We start from the raw sequence: 18,380 nt of genomic DNA on the forward strand, positions 1-18,380 counted from the left end.
GCGCCGTTCAGCCAGTCCGTGAGCAGATCGCGTGCCTCGGCGACCTGCTCCGCGAAGGCGGCGGAGTCGACGACGCTGGCGGGCGCGATAACGCGGGGTGGAGGTGAGTGCGGCCTCTCAAGTCAGCGCTGTTGTTACGAGGTGTGCAGCGGCTGGGGGATGCTGCCTGAACGGATCAGGGGTTCGACCTGGCTGAAGAGAGTTGTCAGTTGATCCGTGTGGTCGGGATTGAGGAAGCCCTGATCCAGGCCGCAGGCGCGAACGACTCGGCGGAGCTGGTGGACCTGGTCGTCGGTCGCCGCTTCTCGGCATGCATGGTGGGCCAGGGCGTCGCGTGCTGCATATCCGTCTTCGGTGGCGTGTAGCAGTACGCGGGCGATGAGCACTTGTGCTTGGGGTTCGTGGCGGCCGAGCGCGTCGATCAGGCTGAGCCCCAGCCGGGTCCAGAAGACGGCGAGACCTTCCCCTGGTGGCTGTTGGTGGTAGGTGGTGTCGACCTGTTTGTGGTCGACGGCGGTGCAGAGCAGGTCGAGGCAGTTGGTGACGGCGTTTTCCCACGGCTGGCCGGGGGTGGTGTCGTGCAGCAGGGTCGTGGCTTCGGTGGTGCGGCCGGCGAGGATGTGGGCGATGACGGCGATCTGCCGGCCGTCGAGCATCCGTTGACCGATGCCGCGGTGGTGAGCCAGGCGTTCGCGGGCCTCGTCCCATCGGTGGGCGGAGGCGAGGGCGTGGGCGCCGGTGCCGAGCAGGACTTTCCAGGCCCATTCGCGGAGCTCGCGGTGACTTTCCTGGGTATAGGTGAGGTCGGCGGTGGCGATGGTGAGGCCGTCGATGGTGATGGTCGCGCGGTTGGTGACTGCTTGATAGAGGGCTTCCAGCATCTCCCATGCGGTGGTTCCGTCGCCGGCGCGGATGCGCAGGCGTGCCAGGTTCACCACCGGTTCGAGGGCGAAGCGGCCGGGGTGGCGGCCGGTCAGGGCCAGTCGGGCGAGTCGATGGCACCAGCGTCGGGCGAGGTCGTGGTCACCGCAGTCTGAGGCGAGCAGGGCGGCTTGGTTGAAGACGTAGGTGGCGTCGGCGAGGTTGCCCGTGGCGATGGCGGACGCGGCAAGGGCGTGCAAGCTGGTCATACGGTCGGCTAGCGGGATGCAGGCAGGTCGGGGGCGCGCGATCAGGGGGAACCGCTGCGCGGTGGTGGTGTCCATCAGCCGGCCGCCGTTGCGGTGAGCGCGGTGTGGGATCCGAAGGTGATGTCGCGGGCGGTGGCGGCGAGGGCGGCTTGCTCGTGTTCAGGTATGCCGCGCCGGTTCCACATGAAGATCACGTGGTGGGTGAGGACGTCCCGGAGCCCGCGGCGCAGTTGTCCGCTGTCGTGGATGCGCCGCAGCGCGGCGCCGGTGGTGGTGAAGGCGTCGAGCCAGGTTCTTTGCTCGGCGAGCGGGGCTTCGCCAGTGTGGGTGAGGCTGGCCGGATCGACGGTGAGCAACTGCTGGACGGCGTCGCGGAGGGCGTCGAGGTGGGAGGGGTCGGCGAGGTTCCGATGGTCGGCGACGCGGGCCCAGACGTCGCCTTGTTCGTACCAGTCGAGGCCGGCGGCGCGCATCATCGCGGTGCACAGCAAGATCGACAGCTCGCGGGTGCGTCGCGGTTGAGTGGCTGTTCGAGGCAGTAGATGGCGGCTGTCGAGGTGCCAGAGTCGGTGCGCCAAGCGCATAGCGCGCGGGCCGCCGAAGGCGGTGGTCTCCGGTTCATAGATGACCGCGGTCACGTTGGCCAGATGGCCCTGAAGGCGCAGGTCGTCGAGGCGGTCGCGGACCTGGTTGGTGTGGATATCTCGGGGCAGGGTGGGCAGGTAACGCAGCCGCCATTGATGGCCTTTGCGGATGATGAACCATGCGTTGATCAGCTGGTCGGCTTCCGCCTCGGTGAGGATGGGCCAAAGGTGGGTGCCCGCGATCTGCTCGGCGAGGGCCGGGTCGGGGAATTGCAGGCTGGCTTGCTGCCACGGGGACGTGTTCACGGTGACCTCCGGCAATGGGAGTGGGTTAGGCGAGCAGGAGGTACGCGTCCCAGTTGGTGAGGCAGGCGCCGGTGTGGGCCGTGTGCAGGGCGAGTGCTGCTCCGGCGGTGCCGTCCATCAGTTCCGGTGTGTCCGGTGGTGCGACGGCAAGCTGCCGGGCCAAGGCGTCGGCGATTTCGGGGATGGCGGTGGTCAGTTGCGTGGCCAGGTGCGGGTTGGTGCTGGAGGTGGTGGTGCGCCAGGCGGCTTGCAGCAGGCCGGCCTTGCCGTGGCACAGGCCCGGTTCGGGCAGTGGGGCTTGCTGGTGTGGATCGGTTAGGGCGGTCACCATCGCGGCCTCGGCGCGGCGGGATCGGACGGCGTCGTCGAGGGCGAGGCCGGCGAGTTGCTGGGCGCGGGCGGTACCCGCCGTGCCGTAGCACCAGGACGGTCGGTGCGGTGTGGCCGCTACCTGGCCGTCGGTGATGTAGGCGGGCCACCAGGAGGTGCCGGTGACGTCGTCAGTCTGGCGGTGCTGGTCGAACCACGCGCAGAGCCGGGCGAGCGCGTCGAGGATGCCGGGTGGCCGCTGGTCGGCGAGTATGGCCAGGGCTAGCAGTGCGGTGACGGCGCTCATGCCGTGGGCGATGCCGAGGTTGCCGTGCCCGTTCGGGAAGCGGTCGTGTGGGGTGCCGCCGAGGCCCGCGTTGAGCCACCACGGCGGCCGCCCGGCCGTGTCGCTCCGGGCTGCGGTGAGCCGGATCAGGTAGTTGAGGACTTCGTGGGTGATCGGCTGGTCGGGGTGGTGGCGCAGGTGGTAGACGCCGAGCCCTGTCAGGCCGTGGATGAGGTCGAACTCGCGCATGGTCAGCGGCGTTTCGGCGGCGATGCGGGCGTGAGCGGTGGCCAGTCGGTGGCGGGTCAGGATGATGGTCTGCTCGTGGAGAGCCGCTACCGCCCGTTGGTAGCCGCCGAGGCTGGTGGAGGCGTTGTGCAGCAGCATGGCTAGGGCGGGCGCGCCGGCGAACAGGTTGGCGGCGGTGCCGGTGCTGACCGGTCCTGCCGCTGCGGCGCGGATCCAACGGTGGGCGAGAGCTTCGTCGCCGTGCCCGGATACGGCCCGTTCCAGGTGCAGCAGGGCGATGCCGGCGGCGCCGCCGGCCAGCGATTGCGGATGGGTCCGGCCGTCCTCAGAGGTGCCGATGACGGCGGGATCACTCAACTGGTCGGCGATGGCGGCGACGGTGGCACCGAGGTTTGTCCCGGCGGTAACAGTGGTGGTCATGACCGGCTCCCGGCTCGGGCGGCCCAGCTCAGCGCGGCAGCGCGAGCAAGGTGCAGGCAGACGGCTTCCGCGGCCCGGTCGGGGCCGGCGACGCGGGTGTGATGCAGGTGCAGCAGGTCGGGAAGCAGAGTGGCCGCTTCGATGCCGGCACCGTGCAGGGCCTTGCGGTACTCGGTCAGTGCGGCGGCCCGCGACTGCCAGCACGTCAGAACCGCTTTGCCGGACGGGGTCGCGGCCATCGTGGCTCGTACCGGGTTGGCGAGCTGCACGGTCTGGTCGTAGACGGCGCGGGCCGGCGCCGGTCGCTGGGTACGGACATGCTCGGTCAGCCAGTGCCGGGCGTCGTCTGGGCCGTCGAGCAGCACGGTGGCGATGTCGAGCATGCTGGCCGCGGTCATCGCCTGCCGTGCTGGCCCGTCTCGGTGGGCGGTGGCGGTCAGTTGTGCCTGCACTGCGGCGGAGTCGGCGGCGAAGACCTGCTCCGCCGCTGGGTAGGCGTCGAGGCCGCCGAAGCGGCTCACCTCGTGGAAGTCGGTGTCCCACTGTGCTCGGCCGCTCAGCCGCTGCTCGCGTAGCCGCCGCACCCACTGGTGCACACGCGCCGGGTCGACGTTGGTGAGGCGTAACCGCAGGTGAGGGTCGGGATCGTGGTACCGCTGGAACCACCACGGCCCTAAGACATGGTCGACGAGAGTGGGCAGATGCTCGGTGAGGATCCGGTCCTGCTGGTCGAGGCTGGCGTACACCTTCAGGTAGGTGTGGGGGCCACCGGGCAGCACGCCGTGACGGCGAACGTCGACGACCGCCCCGAGGCGCGGCGCCGGCACAGGTCCGGTTGTCGTGGCCAGTGGGATGACGATCTCGTGGGCCCGTTCGCCGATCCAGCCAGCACCGTCGGGTGCTTGGCGTAGCACGGCGACGTGGTGGCGGGTGAGGTAGTCGCGCAGCAGCACTCGGTGGGCGGGCAGTCGCAGGTCGATGACCAGGCATTGGTCGCCGCTGCCGACTGACACTGCCGTGGGGCAGCCGGTGGTCTCGCGCCATTGGGAGAGTTCGCGGTCCCACGTGTCGTAGTCGGCCGTGGCTGTGGGCAGGTCGTCCTCGGTCAACCGCCAGCGAGCTGCGCTGAGCACCGTACGGCCGTAGCGCACCGCGGGCAGGAACGGCAGGTCGTGGGCTGCCGGGCCCCACTCGAACGGATGGCAGGGGGTGGACAGGGCGGTCGATGCCTCCGCCAGGAACCGCACGACGGGCAGCATCTGCCGGTCCGGAGCCGCCGCGGTCATCGGCACAGGCTGTACCGGCCGCCGCTGCGACAGGCTGATCAGGTAGAGCCGGGTCGGGTCGGCGGTGACGGCGATGTCGTCCAGCGGAATCCGTCGCGGATCGTCGCCGGTGTGGCACTCGGCAACGGGGATCAGGAACGGCAGGACGTGCGGTGCGCGGGCCACGTCCATGCTGATCGTGTAGCGGGTGGGCGCCGCGAGTTGCGCGATCAGTGCTCCGTCGACGATCGGCGGCGTGCCAGCGGCGTACGCGGCTGCCATCCGGATCTGGTCGGCGGGATCCAGCAGGTCCATGACGCGTCCGGTGCTGGTGCCCGCGTTGCGGGAGACCCGTACCACCGACAGCGTGAACCGGCCTGCCCGGATGTCTCGTAGATCGTGCGCGTGGACACGCACCGTCAGTTCGGTGGTGTTCTGCACCGTCTCCGGCCGCTCGGGAGCCAAGGCGTCCAACTGCCGGTCGTCCAGGACGATCTCGCGTTGCCGGGTCAGGGCGGCACGTTGTGCCAGCGCGATCAGCGCACGGTCCCGGTCGGTTACGACCGGTGCAGGTGCCGGCTCGGCGCCCTCGAAGCCGGCCGGGTAGCCGAGTCCGAGAACCGGGTCGACGGCGTCGAGCACCGGAACGAGCGCGTACGGGCCGAAGCGTTCGAGGAACCGGCGGTGCCAGCCTGCCCAACCCGTCGGCGCCGGGACAGCCAGCCGAGTCAGCGCGGCCGCGGCCCGGCACGCTTCGGCAGGCACCTCCGGTGGCACGGTGACGTCGGCGTCCAGGCGCAGGTCGACGCCGACCGCTGGTTCGGCGTCGATCGTCGCGGCCGTCGTGATGATCTCGCGTCGGTGGGCTCCGGCCTCGACCTCGTTGGCGGCGGTGTCGTGCCGGTGCTTCTGTTCGGCGAGCCGACCCAGTGTCTGCCGGAGACCGTCTGAGTCCATGTGCTGTCCAGGGTTGGGCTTGGCGGCAGGAAGCTGTTGCAGGGCGGTGACCAGGACGGCGAGGGGATCGGTGGTTGTCATCGACGGCCGGAGGCTGGTCACCAGCAGGTGCTGTTGCACCAGTTGGGTGATCAATCGGTCGGCGGCTGCCGGTTCGGCGGCGCACCCGGTGACGACAGCGGCGCACAGATCCGTCCACCGGATCGGCCGGGCCGCGGCGGTCACCGCAGCACGGACGGCGCCGGTGGCGCGAACCCGAACATGTTGCGGTGCTCCGGTAGCGGACGTGCTGGCACGGTGCTCCAGCCACAGTTCACCGCCGTGTTCGACGAGCAGATCGTTGACCCGCAGCCACAGGTGTGGCCGGATCGTCGGGTCGATCTCCAGCCGTGTCAGCACACCGGCGAGCCAGGGCATCCGGATCCGGGCCACCGGCCGATGGGCAGTGCCGACCCGAACGTCCCCGGAAGCGCCGACACGGGCCGCGGCGATGCCGGCGAACAATCCGTACGGGGTGGCGCGGGTCGTCGCCCGTAGCAGGTAGCGCATCACCGCAAGGACCACGCGGCGGGCATCACGGTCCGTCGCCTGCCCAGCCAGTACGGCAGTGACCCGCCGGGCCAGGTCCGGGCTCGCGTGTCGTAAGGCTGCTGCGAATCCGGGGATCTGCCAAGTGTGGCTCAGCCACTGCGGCCACGAACCGGCCGCGTCCGGGCTGGTCAGGTCAGGCCACGTATCGGCCTGGTCCGACGTGCAGACGGCCGCACGGAGCAGCAGCGCGTCGTCCAAACTTCGATACACGGCGTCTCCCAGCCCGGTGGTCGGATAGAGCGGGGCAGGGGTGCCCGGTGGGGGGCCTGTCAGCTGGCCGGGCACCCCCTGAGTGGGGTGAAGCGGTGAGCTGGGTCAGCAGCTCGTGCAGGCGGACTGACAGGTACTGCCGCAGCCGTCGTTGGTCATCTTGATGATGTGGTCGACGGTGTCGCCGGCCTCGATGAACGTGATGTCCAGGTCCTCGATGCCGGTGTCCGCCAGCGGGGTCTCGGCCGCCGGGGCAACGGTGCTGCGCTCCACGGTGGGTGCCGTCATGACAACCTCCTTGAATCAGGGAGTGGTTCTCCCGGCCGGCTGGCCGGAAGCTTCTCTTCTAGGACCAGCTGATCGCGAGCGTTCCGTGACGTTTCGTGGACCGCCAGCCGGTCAGGTCGCTGATGTCGCTGCCGGTCGGGTAGTAGACGATGTTGGCGGCGCCGCGGCGCAAGTGGTCGGTGCCCCAGTCCTGGATCAGGGTGAGCAGCTGTCGGCCGACCGTCTCGGCGTCAGGCCCGTGGGCGCGTACTCCGGCTTCGTATCCGCTGGTGAACGTGTCGTTGGCGCGTTTGATCCGGTAGGCGAAGCTGCCGCCTCGCACGAGAGCAGGAATCCCGTGCCGCACCGCGGGGTCGACCACACCGTCGTCGACGGCCTTCTGCGCGGCGTGCATCATCACCATCCCGGACCCGCCGGTGGTCAGCTGGAACAGGGCGAGCTCGTCGGGCATGGCGAACGCAGTACCGGCCCAGAGTTCGACGGCCGGGGTGTGCAACGCCTCGCGCAACAGCGCCACGTCGAAGTCGTGCTTTTGCTGAGATTCGAGGCGCAGGCCGATGTCCTCGGTGACGCGTACCAGCTCCTCGCTGACCGCTCCGTCACCCTGCATCGGCACGAAAGCGCCGAGACGGTAGCTACTGGCGGTCAGGTTCTGGCCGGTGCGGTCGAACGCGATCAGCCGGGTGATGCCCGCGAACCTGAGCGGAACGACGATCCGGCCGCTGTCGGTGAGTTGCTCCAGCCACGAGCCGGGGATGTCCCAGGCGCCTACCGTCACCACAATCCGGTCGTACGGGGCATGCTCGGCAACGCCATGCTCGGCGTCGGCTTGCACGACGCTGACCCGCTCGTAGCCGGCCCGCGCGAGGCAATCCTTCGCCCGCTGCACCACACCTGGGTCGATGTCGACGGTCGTCACGTGCCCGCCCGGTCCGACGAGTTCTGCGATCAACGCCGCGTTGTAACCCCCGGAGCCGATCTCCAGAACGCTCATGCCCGGCTCGATGCCGGCCATCTCCAGCATGATCGCCTGGATGTGCGGCGCCGACACGACGCTGGACTCGGTGCCGTCGGCAAACAGCACCGCCTCAAGGGTCGCGTCGGTGTCGTACACCCGCGTCAGATCCTTCTCGTGCGGCGCGAACAGGTGACGAGGCACCGCCGACAAAGCGGCCGCCACCGGCTCGGAACTCAGGAGGCCTTGCTCCCGCAGCGAATCCACCATGGCGGTGCGTAGCGCAGCGGGATCGTTCTCGTGGGTAACCGTCATGAGTAACTCCCATTCCTGTTGTGGAGCGATGTACGAAGGCCGTTCGCGTCCTGCCGGCCATGCGGCTAATCCCGGCGCGTTGGTCCAGCTGATGAAACGCTCGTACAGGTCCGGTGGTGGCCCGCTCGCCGCGGCTGCCCAGTCCTCGATCGCCTCGATCAAGTACGAGGCGAGAAGGACCGACAAGCCGTGCGGGAAACTCCGGTACTGGTCGGCGAGTTCGACCTTGGCGAGGGCACACGGCCACGGCTCGCCACACACCCTGCAATCCCACGCAGGTCGTTCACCCTGATGCACCGTACGAGGAATCAGCATGGTCGAGATCGCCCCGCCCGGTACTCCTGCGCCGGGGTGAGCGCACCGGCGTGACCGACCTGGAGCAGCGGCATAGTCGGATCCGCCCATCGCGGCACCCGCGGGGCGTGATCACCGGTAACGGGCAGATCCCGACACTCCTGCCGCTGTCGGTTGGCTTCGATCCGTACCTCCAAGCAAGGCCACGGCAGGCCGCAAAAGCAGCGCGACCGACCCAGGATCCGCCACCACGGCCGCGTTCGTCGCGTATGCATAGTGCCTCCTGATCCACTGGTCGCCGGAGAACATCAGGGGTCCTTCGGGTGCGGTGCAGGCCGGCGTTGCTGCGCCAGACCGGAACCCCGTAAGCCCTTGAAGCTTCGCCGCCCACGGCCGAACCGTGCTATGCCGCACTGTGCATAGCGCTATGCGTCGCCGGGATAGCCGATATCACGAGTGCCTGGTGATGCCTGCCGTACGCAGCGGCGAGGGGAGGTCTTTGGCTCCCGTGCGGGCATGGTGGTGGAGCCGAGACGAGCGAGCGAGTGGACGGTTCACGGAGAACAGGTCGTCGACGACACCCGTCGTGCGGTGCTGAGCATCGCCGACGTGGAGCTACCTGATGGTGTGCGGTTCGAGCAGTACGTTCTGCGCGTGCCGAGCGCCACCATGGTCGTAGTTCTCGACGGCGAGCAGCGTGTTCTGATGCTGTGGCGCCATCGATTCATCCTGAACCGCTGGGTCTGGGAACTGCCCGGCGGTTACCTCGACCCGGCTGAGGAGCCGGTGACCTGCGCTGCCCGGGAGGTCGAGGAGGAGACGGGCTGGCGTCCCCGCAGTATGGAGAAGCTGATCAGCTTCCAGCCCATGGTCGGCACCATCGACCAGGAGAACGCTATCTACCTTGCTCGAGGCGCGGACTTCACCGGCGCAGCCCCCGACATCAACGAGGCCGAGAGCATCGGCTGGATCCACCTCGACGAAGTCCAGCAGTACATCAACGACGGCATGATCGTCGGCGCTGGCTCCATATCCGGCCTACTGTCAGTGCTCTTGCTGAGAGCGACCGGCAACCTCTAAAAACATGCTCGCCTGCGATGAAAGCCCCGGCAGAAGTTCTGGCTGGCGGGGCCGTAACCAGAGGATGCGCTACACGCCAAGTGCCTGAAGATGATCGGCGAATGACTTGACCAGGCTGTCCAGGACAGCCTCACCCTTGGCCGCTGTGCCCTCCGAAGGGCGACCGATCACACCGTGCTCGGTGTACGCGGCCATGCCGTCGACCAGGAGGAACGGCCGGTCGTCAGCGGCATGATCCAGTGATGACGCACCGTTGCGCACGGCTGCGGGAAGGACCGCGGACAGTATCGACAACTCGAGCTCGCCGGCGTGCATGTCCTCGTGGTCATCGGTGACCAGGCCGGCTGCCTTGCGCGCTGTCCTCCACTCGCCGTGCGACGGAAACAGCGTCATTGACTTGGCGTGAGCCGTGTTCGCCGTCTGGACGACGTTGCTGAGGAAGTAGTTGCCGCCGTGCCCGTTGACGATGGCCAGCTTCCGGATGCCCTGCCTGGACAGCGATTCCACGACATCCCCGATGATCGCCGTTACCGTCGTGTGGGTCAGGCTCACGGTCCCGGGCCACGCAGCATGTTCCTGAGAGCAGGACATCGTTATCGGCGGCAGGACCAGGACGTTGTACACCGCCGCGAGACGGTTCGCGATCGCCACGGGCACGATGGTGTCCGTCGCGAGCGGCAGGTACGGGCCGTGCTGCTCGAAACTACCGATAGGCAGTACCGCGATGGCCGGACGCCGCTCACGAACGTCCGCCGTGGTGGTCAATGGGATCAAGTCCATGGCGTCGATACTGGCATTGCGCCCATGACGCTCGCCCGGTAGCGGGTCAGGAAGGTATCCACAACAGCACTGCCGCGGCTCGGCCGTAGCGCGACCGCCGCCGGCGCCAGGGCCTTCACAATGCGTGTCGATCCTGTGCGGTCGGCGATATCGAGCGCTCGAAGTCCGTCAGCGGCGCTCTGCTCCGGGTGGTCGACCATCCGGCATTCGGCAAGGTAGGCGGTCCACATGCCGACGTCGATGACTTCTGACGGCTGGCCCACGCTCAGGAGCTCCTCGAATCGAGCACGAGCTTCACGGTGTTCGCCGAGCAGATAAAGGCAGCGTGCGCGAGCCGCGTCGATGTAGCGAGCGTCGCAGTGGCGCGCCATTTCATCATCGGGAGCCCGCAACGGCTCGTCCGCCAGGCTTTGAGCTGTTGCGAGGATGGTCAAGCCTTCGTCACTGCCGGCCAGCGCCAGCCCTTCCGACAGCCGGGTCAGGCACAGCGACTTGGTTTTCGGCGGAATAAGATCGTGGTTCTTCAGCGCCCGCCGTGACAGCGATACCGCGGTCATGGCATCGCCGCTGTCGACGGCGTGCTGGCTACGGCGCATGACAACGTACGCCTCGAGGACCGGGTCGCGGGCTTGCTCGGCTCGTCGGTGCGCCCGTTCCAGCCACCCCTCCGATCCGGGGAATCCGCCGTTGGCGCAGATCCAACTCATGAACTCCGACCAGCGGGCGTCCGCCACGGCCACCCCTGCCTCCAGCTCCGGGCGGCGCCGCCAGAGTTCTTCCAGGCTGCGGATCTGTTGGGCGGCGAGCTGGTTGAGCACCGGCCAGCTGATCACAGCGGCCATGCCGGTGAGGTTGTTGAGCTGGGTGAGCCATGCTCCGGCAAGAAGCTCCACCACCTCCGCCTCGGCGGTGGCCCCATGTTCCTGCCGTAGTGCCAGCTCTTCATCTGCTGATGTGCCGGGCGGTGCTGACGTCGCGTTACGTTCAAGACCTGCCGGTACTGCCACTGCCATGACGGCCCTCGCTGCGGAATCATGCCGGTCGTTGTTGGACCACCCATGCGAATCAGGGTCGACGAACCACAGGAGGTGCGCCGGGACGCCAAGCAGCCGCGCCCAGAACCGCAGCAGACCGAGATTCAGCTCCGCAGGGCCCGTCTCGATTCTGCAGATCTGGCTCTGCGACTTCAGCGCCCACGACCCTACGATTTCCTGCGAGATGGGTATTCCATGCGCCGGATGATTCCGGTAGGCCGCAATCAGCCTGCCCATGTGATGGTCCGCAGCCGCCGCCCTGATCGGCGGATGATCCCAGAACTCGGCAGGTACGGACGGAGGCCGCTCGCGGAGCGTCACGAGTCGGCGTGCGCAAATCTGGCAATAGCGCTCTTGATGGTCACGGGCCAACGGCGTGTGGCACCGTCGGCACCGCCGGTGACTTACGGGCATCGTTGGCCCTTTCGTCTGTCCCGCTGACCGTGCGAATCCCGAAAGCGACGGCCGAGCGTATCCATCAGCGTCAGGTCTGAGGCGGTCAAGGTTACGCGGGAGCACCAGTGAATTGGGCTACGTGACACAGCGGATCACGAACAACCTGGACACGGCGGCCGCCCTGCTGCGTTCCTGGCGATTCGCACCCGAACGGCCACGGCTGGCCCAGCCCTCTGGGTCGGCCGTGGGCCGTCGAATCTTCTCTATGCGGCTTCGCGGGGGATCAGGTTAGCGGCGGCGTCGGCGTTGGGCCGGCGTAGGTCGAGGATGACGGAGGTGTAGGTGTCGGAGGTGAGGCCGATGGTGGAGTGGCCGAGGACTTCCTGGATCTCTTTCATGTCGGCGCCGCCGTGGCGCAGGTAGGTGGCGGCGCAGTGCCGCAAATCGTGTAGGCGTACGGGTGGTAGGCCGCTGGCTTTGACGAGGTAGTCGAAGCGTCCGCTGATGGCTTGTGGGTGCCAGGGTTGGCCGTTGGGGCGTACGAAGAACAGCCCGGTGTCCGGCCAGGTGTCGCCGCTGACCTGTTGCCAGCGGTTGCGCATGTCGAGGTAGGCGGTGAGCCCGGCGACGGTGGTCGGGCCGAGGGGGATGATCCGGTCTCCTGCTTCGCTTTTCACTTCGCGGGTGACGGGGGTGTAGCCGACGGAGGTGATCTGCTGGACGACGCTGAGGTACGCCTCGTCCAAGTCGACGTCGAAGTCGCGGAGGCCGATGGCTTCGCCGCGGCGTAGGCCGCGGTGCAGGATCAGCTCGAAAAGTGGGTAGAGCACGGCGTCGTGTTTCTGGGCGTAGTCGAGGAACTGTCCGGCCTGCTCGGGGCGCCACACCATCACCGGGCTGGACCGCCGTCCCGTGGCCTTCCACTGCTCGACCGCCTTGGGCGTCCAGACGCGCGCCTTCGGGCGTGCAACAGGTTCGAGTTCGATACTCAGGGCCGGGTTGTGGGGGATGAGCCGGGAGCGGCGTACGGCGTCGTTGAGGGCCGCCCGCAGCGTGGCGTACAGCCGAACCATGCTGGTGGGGCCCATCGGTCGGACCCCTCGAACCGAGGCACGTACGGCGGGGTCGTCGCTGGCCCGCGCGGTGCGGATCTGGGCGTTGCGCTGGTCGAGGGCGGCGAACATGGCCTGGATGTGGCTGGTCCGCAAGTTCTGCAGCGGGATGTCCCCGAGGTGCGGGATGAGCCGGCGGCGGATGTGGTCGCCGTACGACAGGAGGGTGTTCGGTGACAGGCCGCGTCGTCCGGCGAGCCATTCGGTGAGGTACTGGCCCGTGGTGGTCGGCACGTTGGCGGGGACTCCGGCGTGCACGCGGGCGGAGACGGTGTCGAGGCTGGGTAGGGGGTTGCCGTTCTTGCAGGCCTGGAGCATGTCGCCGATCTGGACGGCGAGGCCGGTGTCGTCGCCGGCGAGGGCGAGCAGCGAGCGGGCGTGGTCGAGTTCGGTGCGGGTGGTGTCCCGGTCGTCGAAGCCGCTGCGGCGTAGCACCCGGCGTGTCTGCCGTGGTGCGGTCGGGAGTTCGAGTTGGTAGCCCCAGGTGCCGTGGGTGGTGCTCCACGAGCCACCGGAGCGTCGCAGTTTCGGGCAGCCGCTGTTGAGTCGTTTCCCGGTGACGGCGTCTTTGCAGCCACATCGTTTGGTGATGGATCCTTCGCTGATCACGGTTCTCCCTGTGTCGCGTGGTCGTGGACGGCGGTCGTTCTGATTGCGCCGTGGTGATCCACGCTCGACTGCGCCGAGGAGGTCAAGTCGCCGCGGGCGGGGAGGCCGAGAGCGGCGAGGATGCCGGCGATCGGGACGCGGTAGCGGCTGCCGGCGCGGATGACCGGCGCCGGAAATTGGTCGGTGCGGGCGAGGTCGTAGGCCAGGGACTGGCCGAGCCCGAAGATCCGGGCGGCGGTGGGTAGGTCGGTGACGGCGCCCAGGGCGCGGATGCGCTCCTCGGTCCACACATCGTCAGGGTGGCCGGGCGCGGTGTTCGGGGTGGCGTTCATGATGAGAGTGCTCCTGTCGCAAGAGACGGGCCGACGCCGGGCGCGTTCTCGCCGCCCGCTGGCCTGGGCGGGATGCGCTGGCACTCTCAAACCGGCATTTGTCAGCTCCGGCGAACACTCTGCGGTCTAACAGGTTCCTGACAGCGCCTGACGAAAGTCTGACAGTGCAGCTCAGCGCCTTGATCGGCTGCGGACGCCGAGACGGACAGCGCAGATGAACATCGACTTGCGGAATGCGCTGTCAGTCGGTTGTGTACAACCGACTGACAGCTCGGCCGGTCCTGCTGAGGCGTCATGGCGAATCCTGTCGGAATACCTGCTGAGTTGCACTGTCAGAGGTTTTTGGCGGCTTGTCAGAAACCTGTTAGACCGCAGAGTGTTCGTCTGAGCTGACAAACCCCGTTTTGAGGATGACGTCGCTGGCACGCGTGGCGCAGAGGCGGCCAGCCGACCGCTGCTTGCTCCGGTATACCGAAGGCCGCACTCTCGGCCCCCGCAGCACACCCCGGGCCGCAAGGACCGACGCCGCCCTTACCCGCGGCCAACGAAGACAGTGGCACCCGCGGCTCTACCGCCATCCATGCCGTGCCCGCCGGTTTTCGCCAGCACCAGGCCCGACCGCGCAGAGGTTCCGGCCGGCTGCCAGCACCTCTCGAAGATCGAGGAGATTTCTGTTGCAGTCCTTTCCACTCGCCACCGACGACGGTTCGGCCGTCCGTGTGGACGTCAGCTCTGCCGTCAGTGTTGACGTCAGTCTTCAACCGGACCCCCGGACCGACCCCACACCCGCCTCACAGCGCAGGTCAGGGCGGCTGCCTCCGCCGGGGACGTGTGCACCGACAGACCCTGCAATCGTCCGGGTCTCCCCGGGGGTACGCCATTGGATGATCCCGTCCTGCGGGTGCAGTCCCAGCTCACCGTCCGCGACCGGATCCTGCTGGGCTGGCTCTACGACCACGGCGTGCTCACCACACCCCAGCTGGCCAGGGCCCTGTTCCCGTCGCTCGACTTCTGCCAGCGCCGGTTACGCACCCTCTACCAACTGCGTCTGACCGCCCGCTTCCGGCCGCAGCGCGCCGACGGCGGCTCGTACCCGTACCACTGGCTCATCGACCAGCTCGGCGCTGAAGTCGTCGCCGCGGCCCGCGACGAACGGCCGCCGCGCCGCGACCACGCACGCCTTGAACGCCGCCGCTGGACCTCCACCCGCACTCTCGACCACCGGCTCGGCGTCAACCAGTTCTTCACCGACCTCGCCGGCCACGCCCGCACCCACCCCGGCGCCGAACTCCAGCAGTGGCTACCAGAAGCCGTCTGCCAACGAGCCGGCACCTTCGTCACCGATGACGACCCGGCGCTGCTTCGCGCGTACGAGCCATCGGTACGCCCAGACGGGTACGGGCTCTGGGTCGAGGACGGCCACGAGTTGCCGTTCTTCCTCGAGTACGACACCGGCACCGAACCACTTGGCGTCCTGACGGCCAAGGTCGTCGGCTACGCGAGGCTCTTCGCCGCTCTCGGCCGGTCCTGGCCGGTCCTGTTCTGGCTGCACTCCGCCGCCCGGCAACGTAACCTCCGGCAGCGCTTCAAAGACCTACCCGACCTGTTGCGCGTCGCCACTGGCACTCGCGAAGACTCGCCTGTCCCGCCTGCCAGGTCTGGACCAGCGTGGGATCGAGCGAGCGCTGCCGACTGTCAGGTCTCTGATCAGGAACGCTCGCCGGGTCAGGGCTCTGGCGCGCTTGGATCGCAGCAGTCCCGACAAACTCCATTTGCGAAAGGCCACCCAAGGTCGCTCCGGCGGCAGCCAGCACGGCGAAGGCCACCGCTATCGGAGCCTGCTGGTCGTGTGGTACCTACTATCCGCACTGCGCCACGAGCACTGGCTGTTGTTGCATCACTACTTAGGGTGCACCATTGAGTGACAAGCGTGGATGGTCAGCGAAGGGTGCGCCGTGCTCTACATGCCCATACTCAAGGGCCGGGAAGGCGAACTCAAAGCCATCGACCACCTGCCAGAAGCGCTGGCGGCGAAGGTGATGCCGATTTTCGAGGTGCCGCCCACGAGCGGGGATCCGATCAAGGACGCCCACAGCTTCGCCGAGAAGGCCCGTGACGTAATACCGCGGGGTATGGCCGCGGCGGTCGACGCTCGTTACCTGGATGACCCGGACGGAGCCTGGCGAGGACCGCTGCAAGCTATCGCCGACGATTTCGCCGACTGGTGTGTCCCCATCCGGCCGGTTCTCCATCTGAACGATTCCGAGCGCCGGTTGGCGGAGGCTCAACAGGCTGCGGAGATGCATGATGGGCAGGTTGTCATCCGGCTCGGCGGTGACATCGCCGATCCTGATGAAGATGAAGCCGAAGCGTCGCTGGCCAAGCTCTGCCGGCGAGCGGGGACGACTATCGAGAAGTCAGCACTCGTTCTTGACTTCTTCGACGTGCGCTCCGAACGCGACATCGGCAGAGTCGAAGCGCTGGCACGGAAGTGCCTGGTCTGGGCCCGGCGCTATCCGTGGGAATCCATCACGGTGGCTTCAGGGGCAATGCCGGAATCGATCGGTGACCTTCCGTACAACATCGCGACCCCCATACCCAGACGCGACCTGGCTCTCTGGAGGCGCCTCCAAGAACCTGACATCGTCTTCGGGGACTACGGCATCGCCCATCCCAAGATGAACGTCAAGGGATGGCCTCCGCCTCCGAACCTTCGGTACACCGACGAGGAAGTGTGGTGGGTGTATCGATGGGCGCGAGACGGCAACGGCCACAAGGGCATGTACGACCTCTGCGCATCGCTGGTGGCGGCAGATCACTGGCCGGCAGAAGGCGCCGCGTACTCCTGGGGTGATGCCGAGATCGCGCAACGAGCTTCCATGGCCGGCGGCCCCGGGAACGCAACAAGCTGGCGAGCCTGGGGCACGGCACACCACCTGGCCCACGTGCTAAAGATGCTCGAAGATTCGCATGGCGAACTCGGAGGCTGACTTCTCCTGCCCTGCCGAACGTCGTCCCGTCAGGTTTGTCACCGCCAAACGTGAGACAGAGCCTCTGGTTACGGCCGCGTTGCTGCGGCTCCGCGGTTATCCATCGCGAGCTCAGCATGAGTCGCCGGCTACTTGACTTCGGCCCCCGGACGCCGACGGGCTACGGATCTCCGGCGTGGTTCGGCGACGACTGCATCAACGACATCGGTCAGTCGAACCTCGGGCACCGTCGCCTGCCAGTGGTCTGTCGGAGACCACAGGGTGGTGTCGAGGACCAGTTCCCAGGTGTCCTCAATAATCCGTTTCAACTGCGGTGGCTTGGGTTCATGCCACTTCCAATCGGTGAACTTTCTGATTGCTTCGAAGGTCTGGTCCACCTCCGTATCGGTAGTGCTGGGCGTGTGCACCGGGATGTCGTTGAGAACAAGGTTCCAGGTATCGAAATGGCTCAGCAAGACCCCGTGCCGCCGGATGAGGGCGGTGACGAGCACGCTGCCGGGTTTCTCGCGGGCAGCGCATCGCACGTCAGCAAGCAGGTTGCGGCGGGTGGTTCGTGCCCAGAACCAGATGGGTCAGCCGTCCCCCAGTCCTCGACGTGCAGCTGCCCGGCGGATCCACTGATACGAGGCCACGAAGAAGGGGTCGATCAGGTCCTCACGACCGGTCAGGACGCCGTCGGTGGCGAGGGTCTTCCAGGCCTCCGGGGACAGCACCGAGTACAGGGTCAGTGTGGCGTGCCGGATGTCGCATGCCAGGCGGCCGGGCGCGACAGCCGTGTCGACGGTCGCGATTCGAGGAAGCGTGGTGCCTGGGCCGGCTACGGGCATAGGTACTCCGAGGGGTGATGATCAGTGGGGACGTGCGGCTTGCGGTTTCACCCGCGTGTCATGGCCACTCATCGACGTATGACTGTGGCTGTGGTAGTTCCACAGCTTGAGCCGCCCGAGTGCCGGCTGCAGGTGCCGGTGGAGAACAGGCTGGCCGGTGCCGTTAGGCGGGGCTGGCCCGGTGACGGCGTCGCTGAGATTACCTAGGAGGACAGCGGCGGTTCCATCGGGCCGATGGAATGCTTCTCGGCTGCCTGATTGGCCGATGGGGCATTGGCTGCAGTGATGAATTCGGCGCCCGACGCGTGATCTTCGTGGCCGGTTGTCCGGTTCGCGGACAGGTTTTGTCAGACCCCGTTCTTACGGTCTGGTCCGTGTCATCGCAGGTCGAGACATACCTGTTCCCGACAGGTTCGGTCGTCGCCCTGGTGATGGCCGAGATGAACCTCCTGTGTCGCGGTCATGCGGCGCCTGTCATGAGGAGAACGACATCAGCGAACAGAACCTCGAGGTCCGGTTGACCGCTTTGGAAGCACACGCGTTCCGGACCAACTGCCGCATTCGAGACCTTGAAGCCCTCGTGGCCGAACTCGCCGGTGCCGACACCGGTCGGGCAGCCGTTGCCGCTCGGCCGGCGACGGTCGATCAGCGGTTGGACCGGATCGAGGAGACGCTGGAGAAGTTGCGCCGGTGGAAGACGCTTCTTCCGAAGCTGGAGTACGAGAAGGCCAAGACCGCGGCCGGCGCGGATGGACTCACCGTCGCCGAATGGGTGTCACGGGCGATCGTGGAACAGGCGCGGCAGGAGGCGGTCCGTGACGGGCAGCGCGACGGCGCACGGATGGAGGCGGTTCCCATCGCCCCGGCCGTGCACAGGGCCCTCACCGCGCAGGCGGAGGCCGAGATGCTGAAGCCATGGGCTTTGGCGGCCAAGTACATCCGAGACGGTGTCGAAGCGACCGCTGCTCACGCTGAGACTCCGGGTGTCGACCCGCTCGACTGAGCCGGCGGCGGTTGGTCGTCTTCGTGTCCTCCGGGCGCGGAGGCGGCCTCGACCCGCA

16 protein-coding genes are annotated in these 18,380 nt (G+C 67.7%); 4 read left to right on the plus strand and 12 right to left on the minus strand.

Annotated features, from left to right (window positions below; all coding sequences use genetic code 11):
- Positions 1 to 134: 134 nt before the first annotated feature.
- From AB0C26_RS16620 to fxlM, 6 genes are all read right to left on the minus strand, one after another.
- On the minus strand, positions 135 to 1,205 hold the full coding sequence (locus tag AB0C26_RS16620) for a hypothetical protein (RefSeq protein WP_360247563.1): 1,071 nt from the start codon (positions 1,203 to 1,205) through the stop codon (positions 135 to 137).
- Entirely contained in the window at positions 1,205 to 2,020 is an 816-nt protein-coding gene (locus AB0C26_RS16625; RefSeq protein WP_360247565.1) for a thiopeptide-type bacteriocin biosynthesis protein, read from the minus strand. Before AB0C26_RS16625 ends, AB0C26_RS16620 begins: the two co-directional genes overlap by 1 nt.
- Positions 2,021 to 2,045: 25 nt before the next feature.
- Positions 2,046 to 3,284, minus strand: a complete 1,239-nt coding sequence (locus AB0C26_RS16630; RefSeq protein WP_360247567.1) for a lanthionine synthetase C family protein — start codon at positions 3,282 to 3,284, stop codon at positions 2,046 to 2,048.
- Positions 3,281 to 6,307, minus strand: a complete 3,027-nt coding sequence (locus AB0C26_RS16635; RefSeq protein ID WP_360247569.1) for a lantibiotic dehydratase — start codon at positions 6,305 to 6,307, stop codon at positions 3,281 to 3,283. Before AB0C26_RS16635 ends, AB0C26_RS16630 begins: the two co-directional genes overlap by 4 nt.
- A gap of 105 nt (positions 6,308 to 6,412) precedes the next feature.
- On the minus strand, positions 6,413 to 6,595 hold the full coding sequence (locus AB0C26_RS16640) for an FxLD family lanthipeptide (RefSeq protein ID WP_317789530.1): 183 nt from the start codon (positions 6,593 to 6,595) through the stop codon (positions 6,413 to 6,415).
- Between the two features lie 58 nt (positions 6,596 to 6,653).
- A complete protein-coding gene (gene fxlM, locus AB0C26_RS16645; protein WP_360247571.1) occupies positions 6,654 to 8,180 on the minus strand; it encodes a methyltransferase, FxLD system in 1,527 nt (508 codons plus the stop codon).
- A gap of 495 nt (positions 8,181 to 8,675) precedes the next feature.
- Between fxlM and AB0C26_RS16650 the strand changes: the two genes are divergently transcribed.
- Positions 8,676 to 9,239 carry an NUDIX hydrolase gene (locus AB0C26_RS16650; RefSeq protein ID WP_360247573.1) on the plus strand — a complete coding sequence of 188 codons (564 nt, stop codon included), beginning with the start codon at positions 8,676 to 8,678 and terminating at the stop codon, positions 9,237 to 9,239.
- Positions 9,240 to 9,308: 69 nt separating this feature from the next.
- Here the strand turns inward: AB0C26_RS16650 and AB0C26_RS16655 are convergent, their stop codons facing one another.
- The 4 genes from AB0C26_RS16655 to AB0C26_RS16670 form a co-directional block, all read right to left on the minus strand.
- Positions 9,309 to 10,019, minus strand: a complete 711-nt coding sequence (locus tag AB0C26_RS16655) for a creatininase family protein (protein WP_360247575.1) — start codon at positions 10,017 to 10,019, stop codon at positions 9,309 to 9,311.
- Positions 10,010 to 11,290 (minus strand): hypothetical protein, encoded by a 1,281-nt coding sequence (locus AB0C26_RS16660; RefSeq protein WP_360247577.1) that lies wholly within the window; start codon positions 11,288 to 11,290, stop codon positions 10,010 to 10,012. The genes AB0C26_RS16655 and AB0C26_RS16660 overlap by 10 nt, the downstream gene beginning before the upstream one ends.
- A gap of 422 nt (positions 11,291 to 11,712) precedes the next feature.
- On the minus strand, positions 11,713 to 13,170 hold the full coding sequence (locus AB0C26_RS16665; RefSeq protein ID WP_360247579.1) for a tyrosine-type recombinase/integrase: 1,458 nt from the start codon (positions 13,168 to 13,170) through the stop codon (positions 11,713 to 11,715).
- Positions 13,167 to 13,502, minus strand: a complete 336-nt coding sequence (locus AB0C26_RS16670; protein ID WP_360247581.1) for a DNA-binding protein — start codon at positions 13,500 to 13,502, stop codon at positions 13,167 to 13,169. Before AB0C26_RS16670 ends, AB0C26_RS16665 begins: the two co-directional genes overlap by 4 nt.
- An 880-nt stretch (positions 13,503 to 14,382) precedes the next feature.
- On the opposite strand from AB0C26_RS16670, the gene AB0C26_RS16675 reads away from it, so the two are divergent.
- Both AB0C26_RS16675 and AB0C26_RS16680 read left to right on the plus strand, forming a co-directional pair.
- Positions 14,383 to 15,423 (plus strand): replication-relaxation family protein, encoded by a 1,041-nt coding sequence (locus AB0C26_RS16675; RefSeq protein WP_360247583.1) that lies wholly within the window; start codon positions 14,383 to 14,385, stop codon positions 15,421 to 15,423.
- Between the two features lie 43 nt (positions 15,424 to 15,466).
- The gene (locus AB0C26_RS16680) at positions 15,467 to 16,492 is read left to right on the plus strand and encodes a beta family protein (protein ID WP_360248285.1); all 1,026 of its coding nucleotides are present in this window, start codon (positions 15,467 to 15,469) and stop codon (positions 16,490 to 16,492) included.
- Positions 16,493 to 16,620: 128 nt separating this feature from the next.
- On the opposite strand, the gene AB0C26_RS16685 is transcribed toward AB0C26_RS16680, so the two are convergent.
- Positions 16,621 to 17,061 (minus strand): DUF3841 domain-containing protein, encoded by a 441-nt coding sequence (locus AB0C26_RS16685; protein WP_360248287.1) that lies wholly within the window; start codon positions 17,059 to 17,061, stop codon positions 16,621 to 16,623.
- Positions 17,062 to 17,064: 3 nt separating this feature from the next.
- Positions 17,065 to 17,319: a hypothetical protein gene (locus tag AB0C26_RS16690; RefSeq protein ID WP_360247585.1), complete on the minus strand. Its 255-nt coding sequence runs from the start codon at positions 17,317 to 17,319 to the stop codon at positions 17,065 to 17,067.
- Positions 17,320 to 17,899: 580 nt separating this feature from the next.
- Here AB0C26_RS16690 and AB0C26_RS16695 point away from each other — a divergent pair.
- Positions 17,900 to 18,322, plus strand: coding sequence for a hypothetical protein (locus AB0C26_RS16695; RefSeq protein ID WP_360247587.1), 423 nt, complete (start codon positions 17,900 to 17,902; stop codon positions 18,320 to 18,322).
- Positions 18,323 to 18,380: the final 58 nt, after the last annotated feature.

Origin of the sequence: Actinoplanes sp. NPDC048796 (assembly GCF_040650035.1) — a bacterium.
Classification (GTDB): domain Bacteria; phylum Actinomycetota; class Actinomycetes; order Mycobacteriales; family Micromonosporaceae; genus Actinoplanes.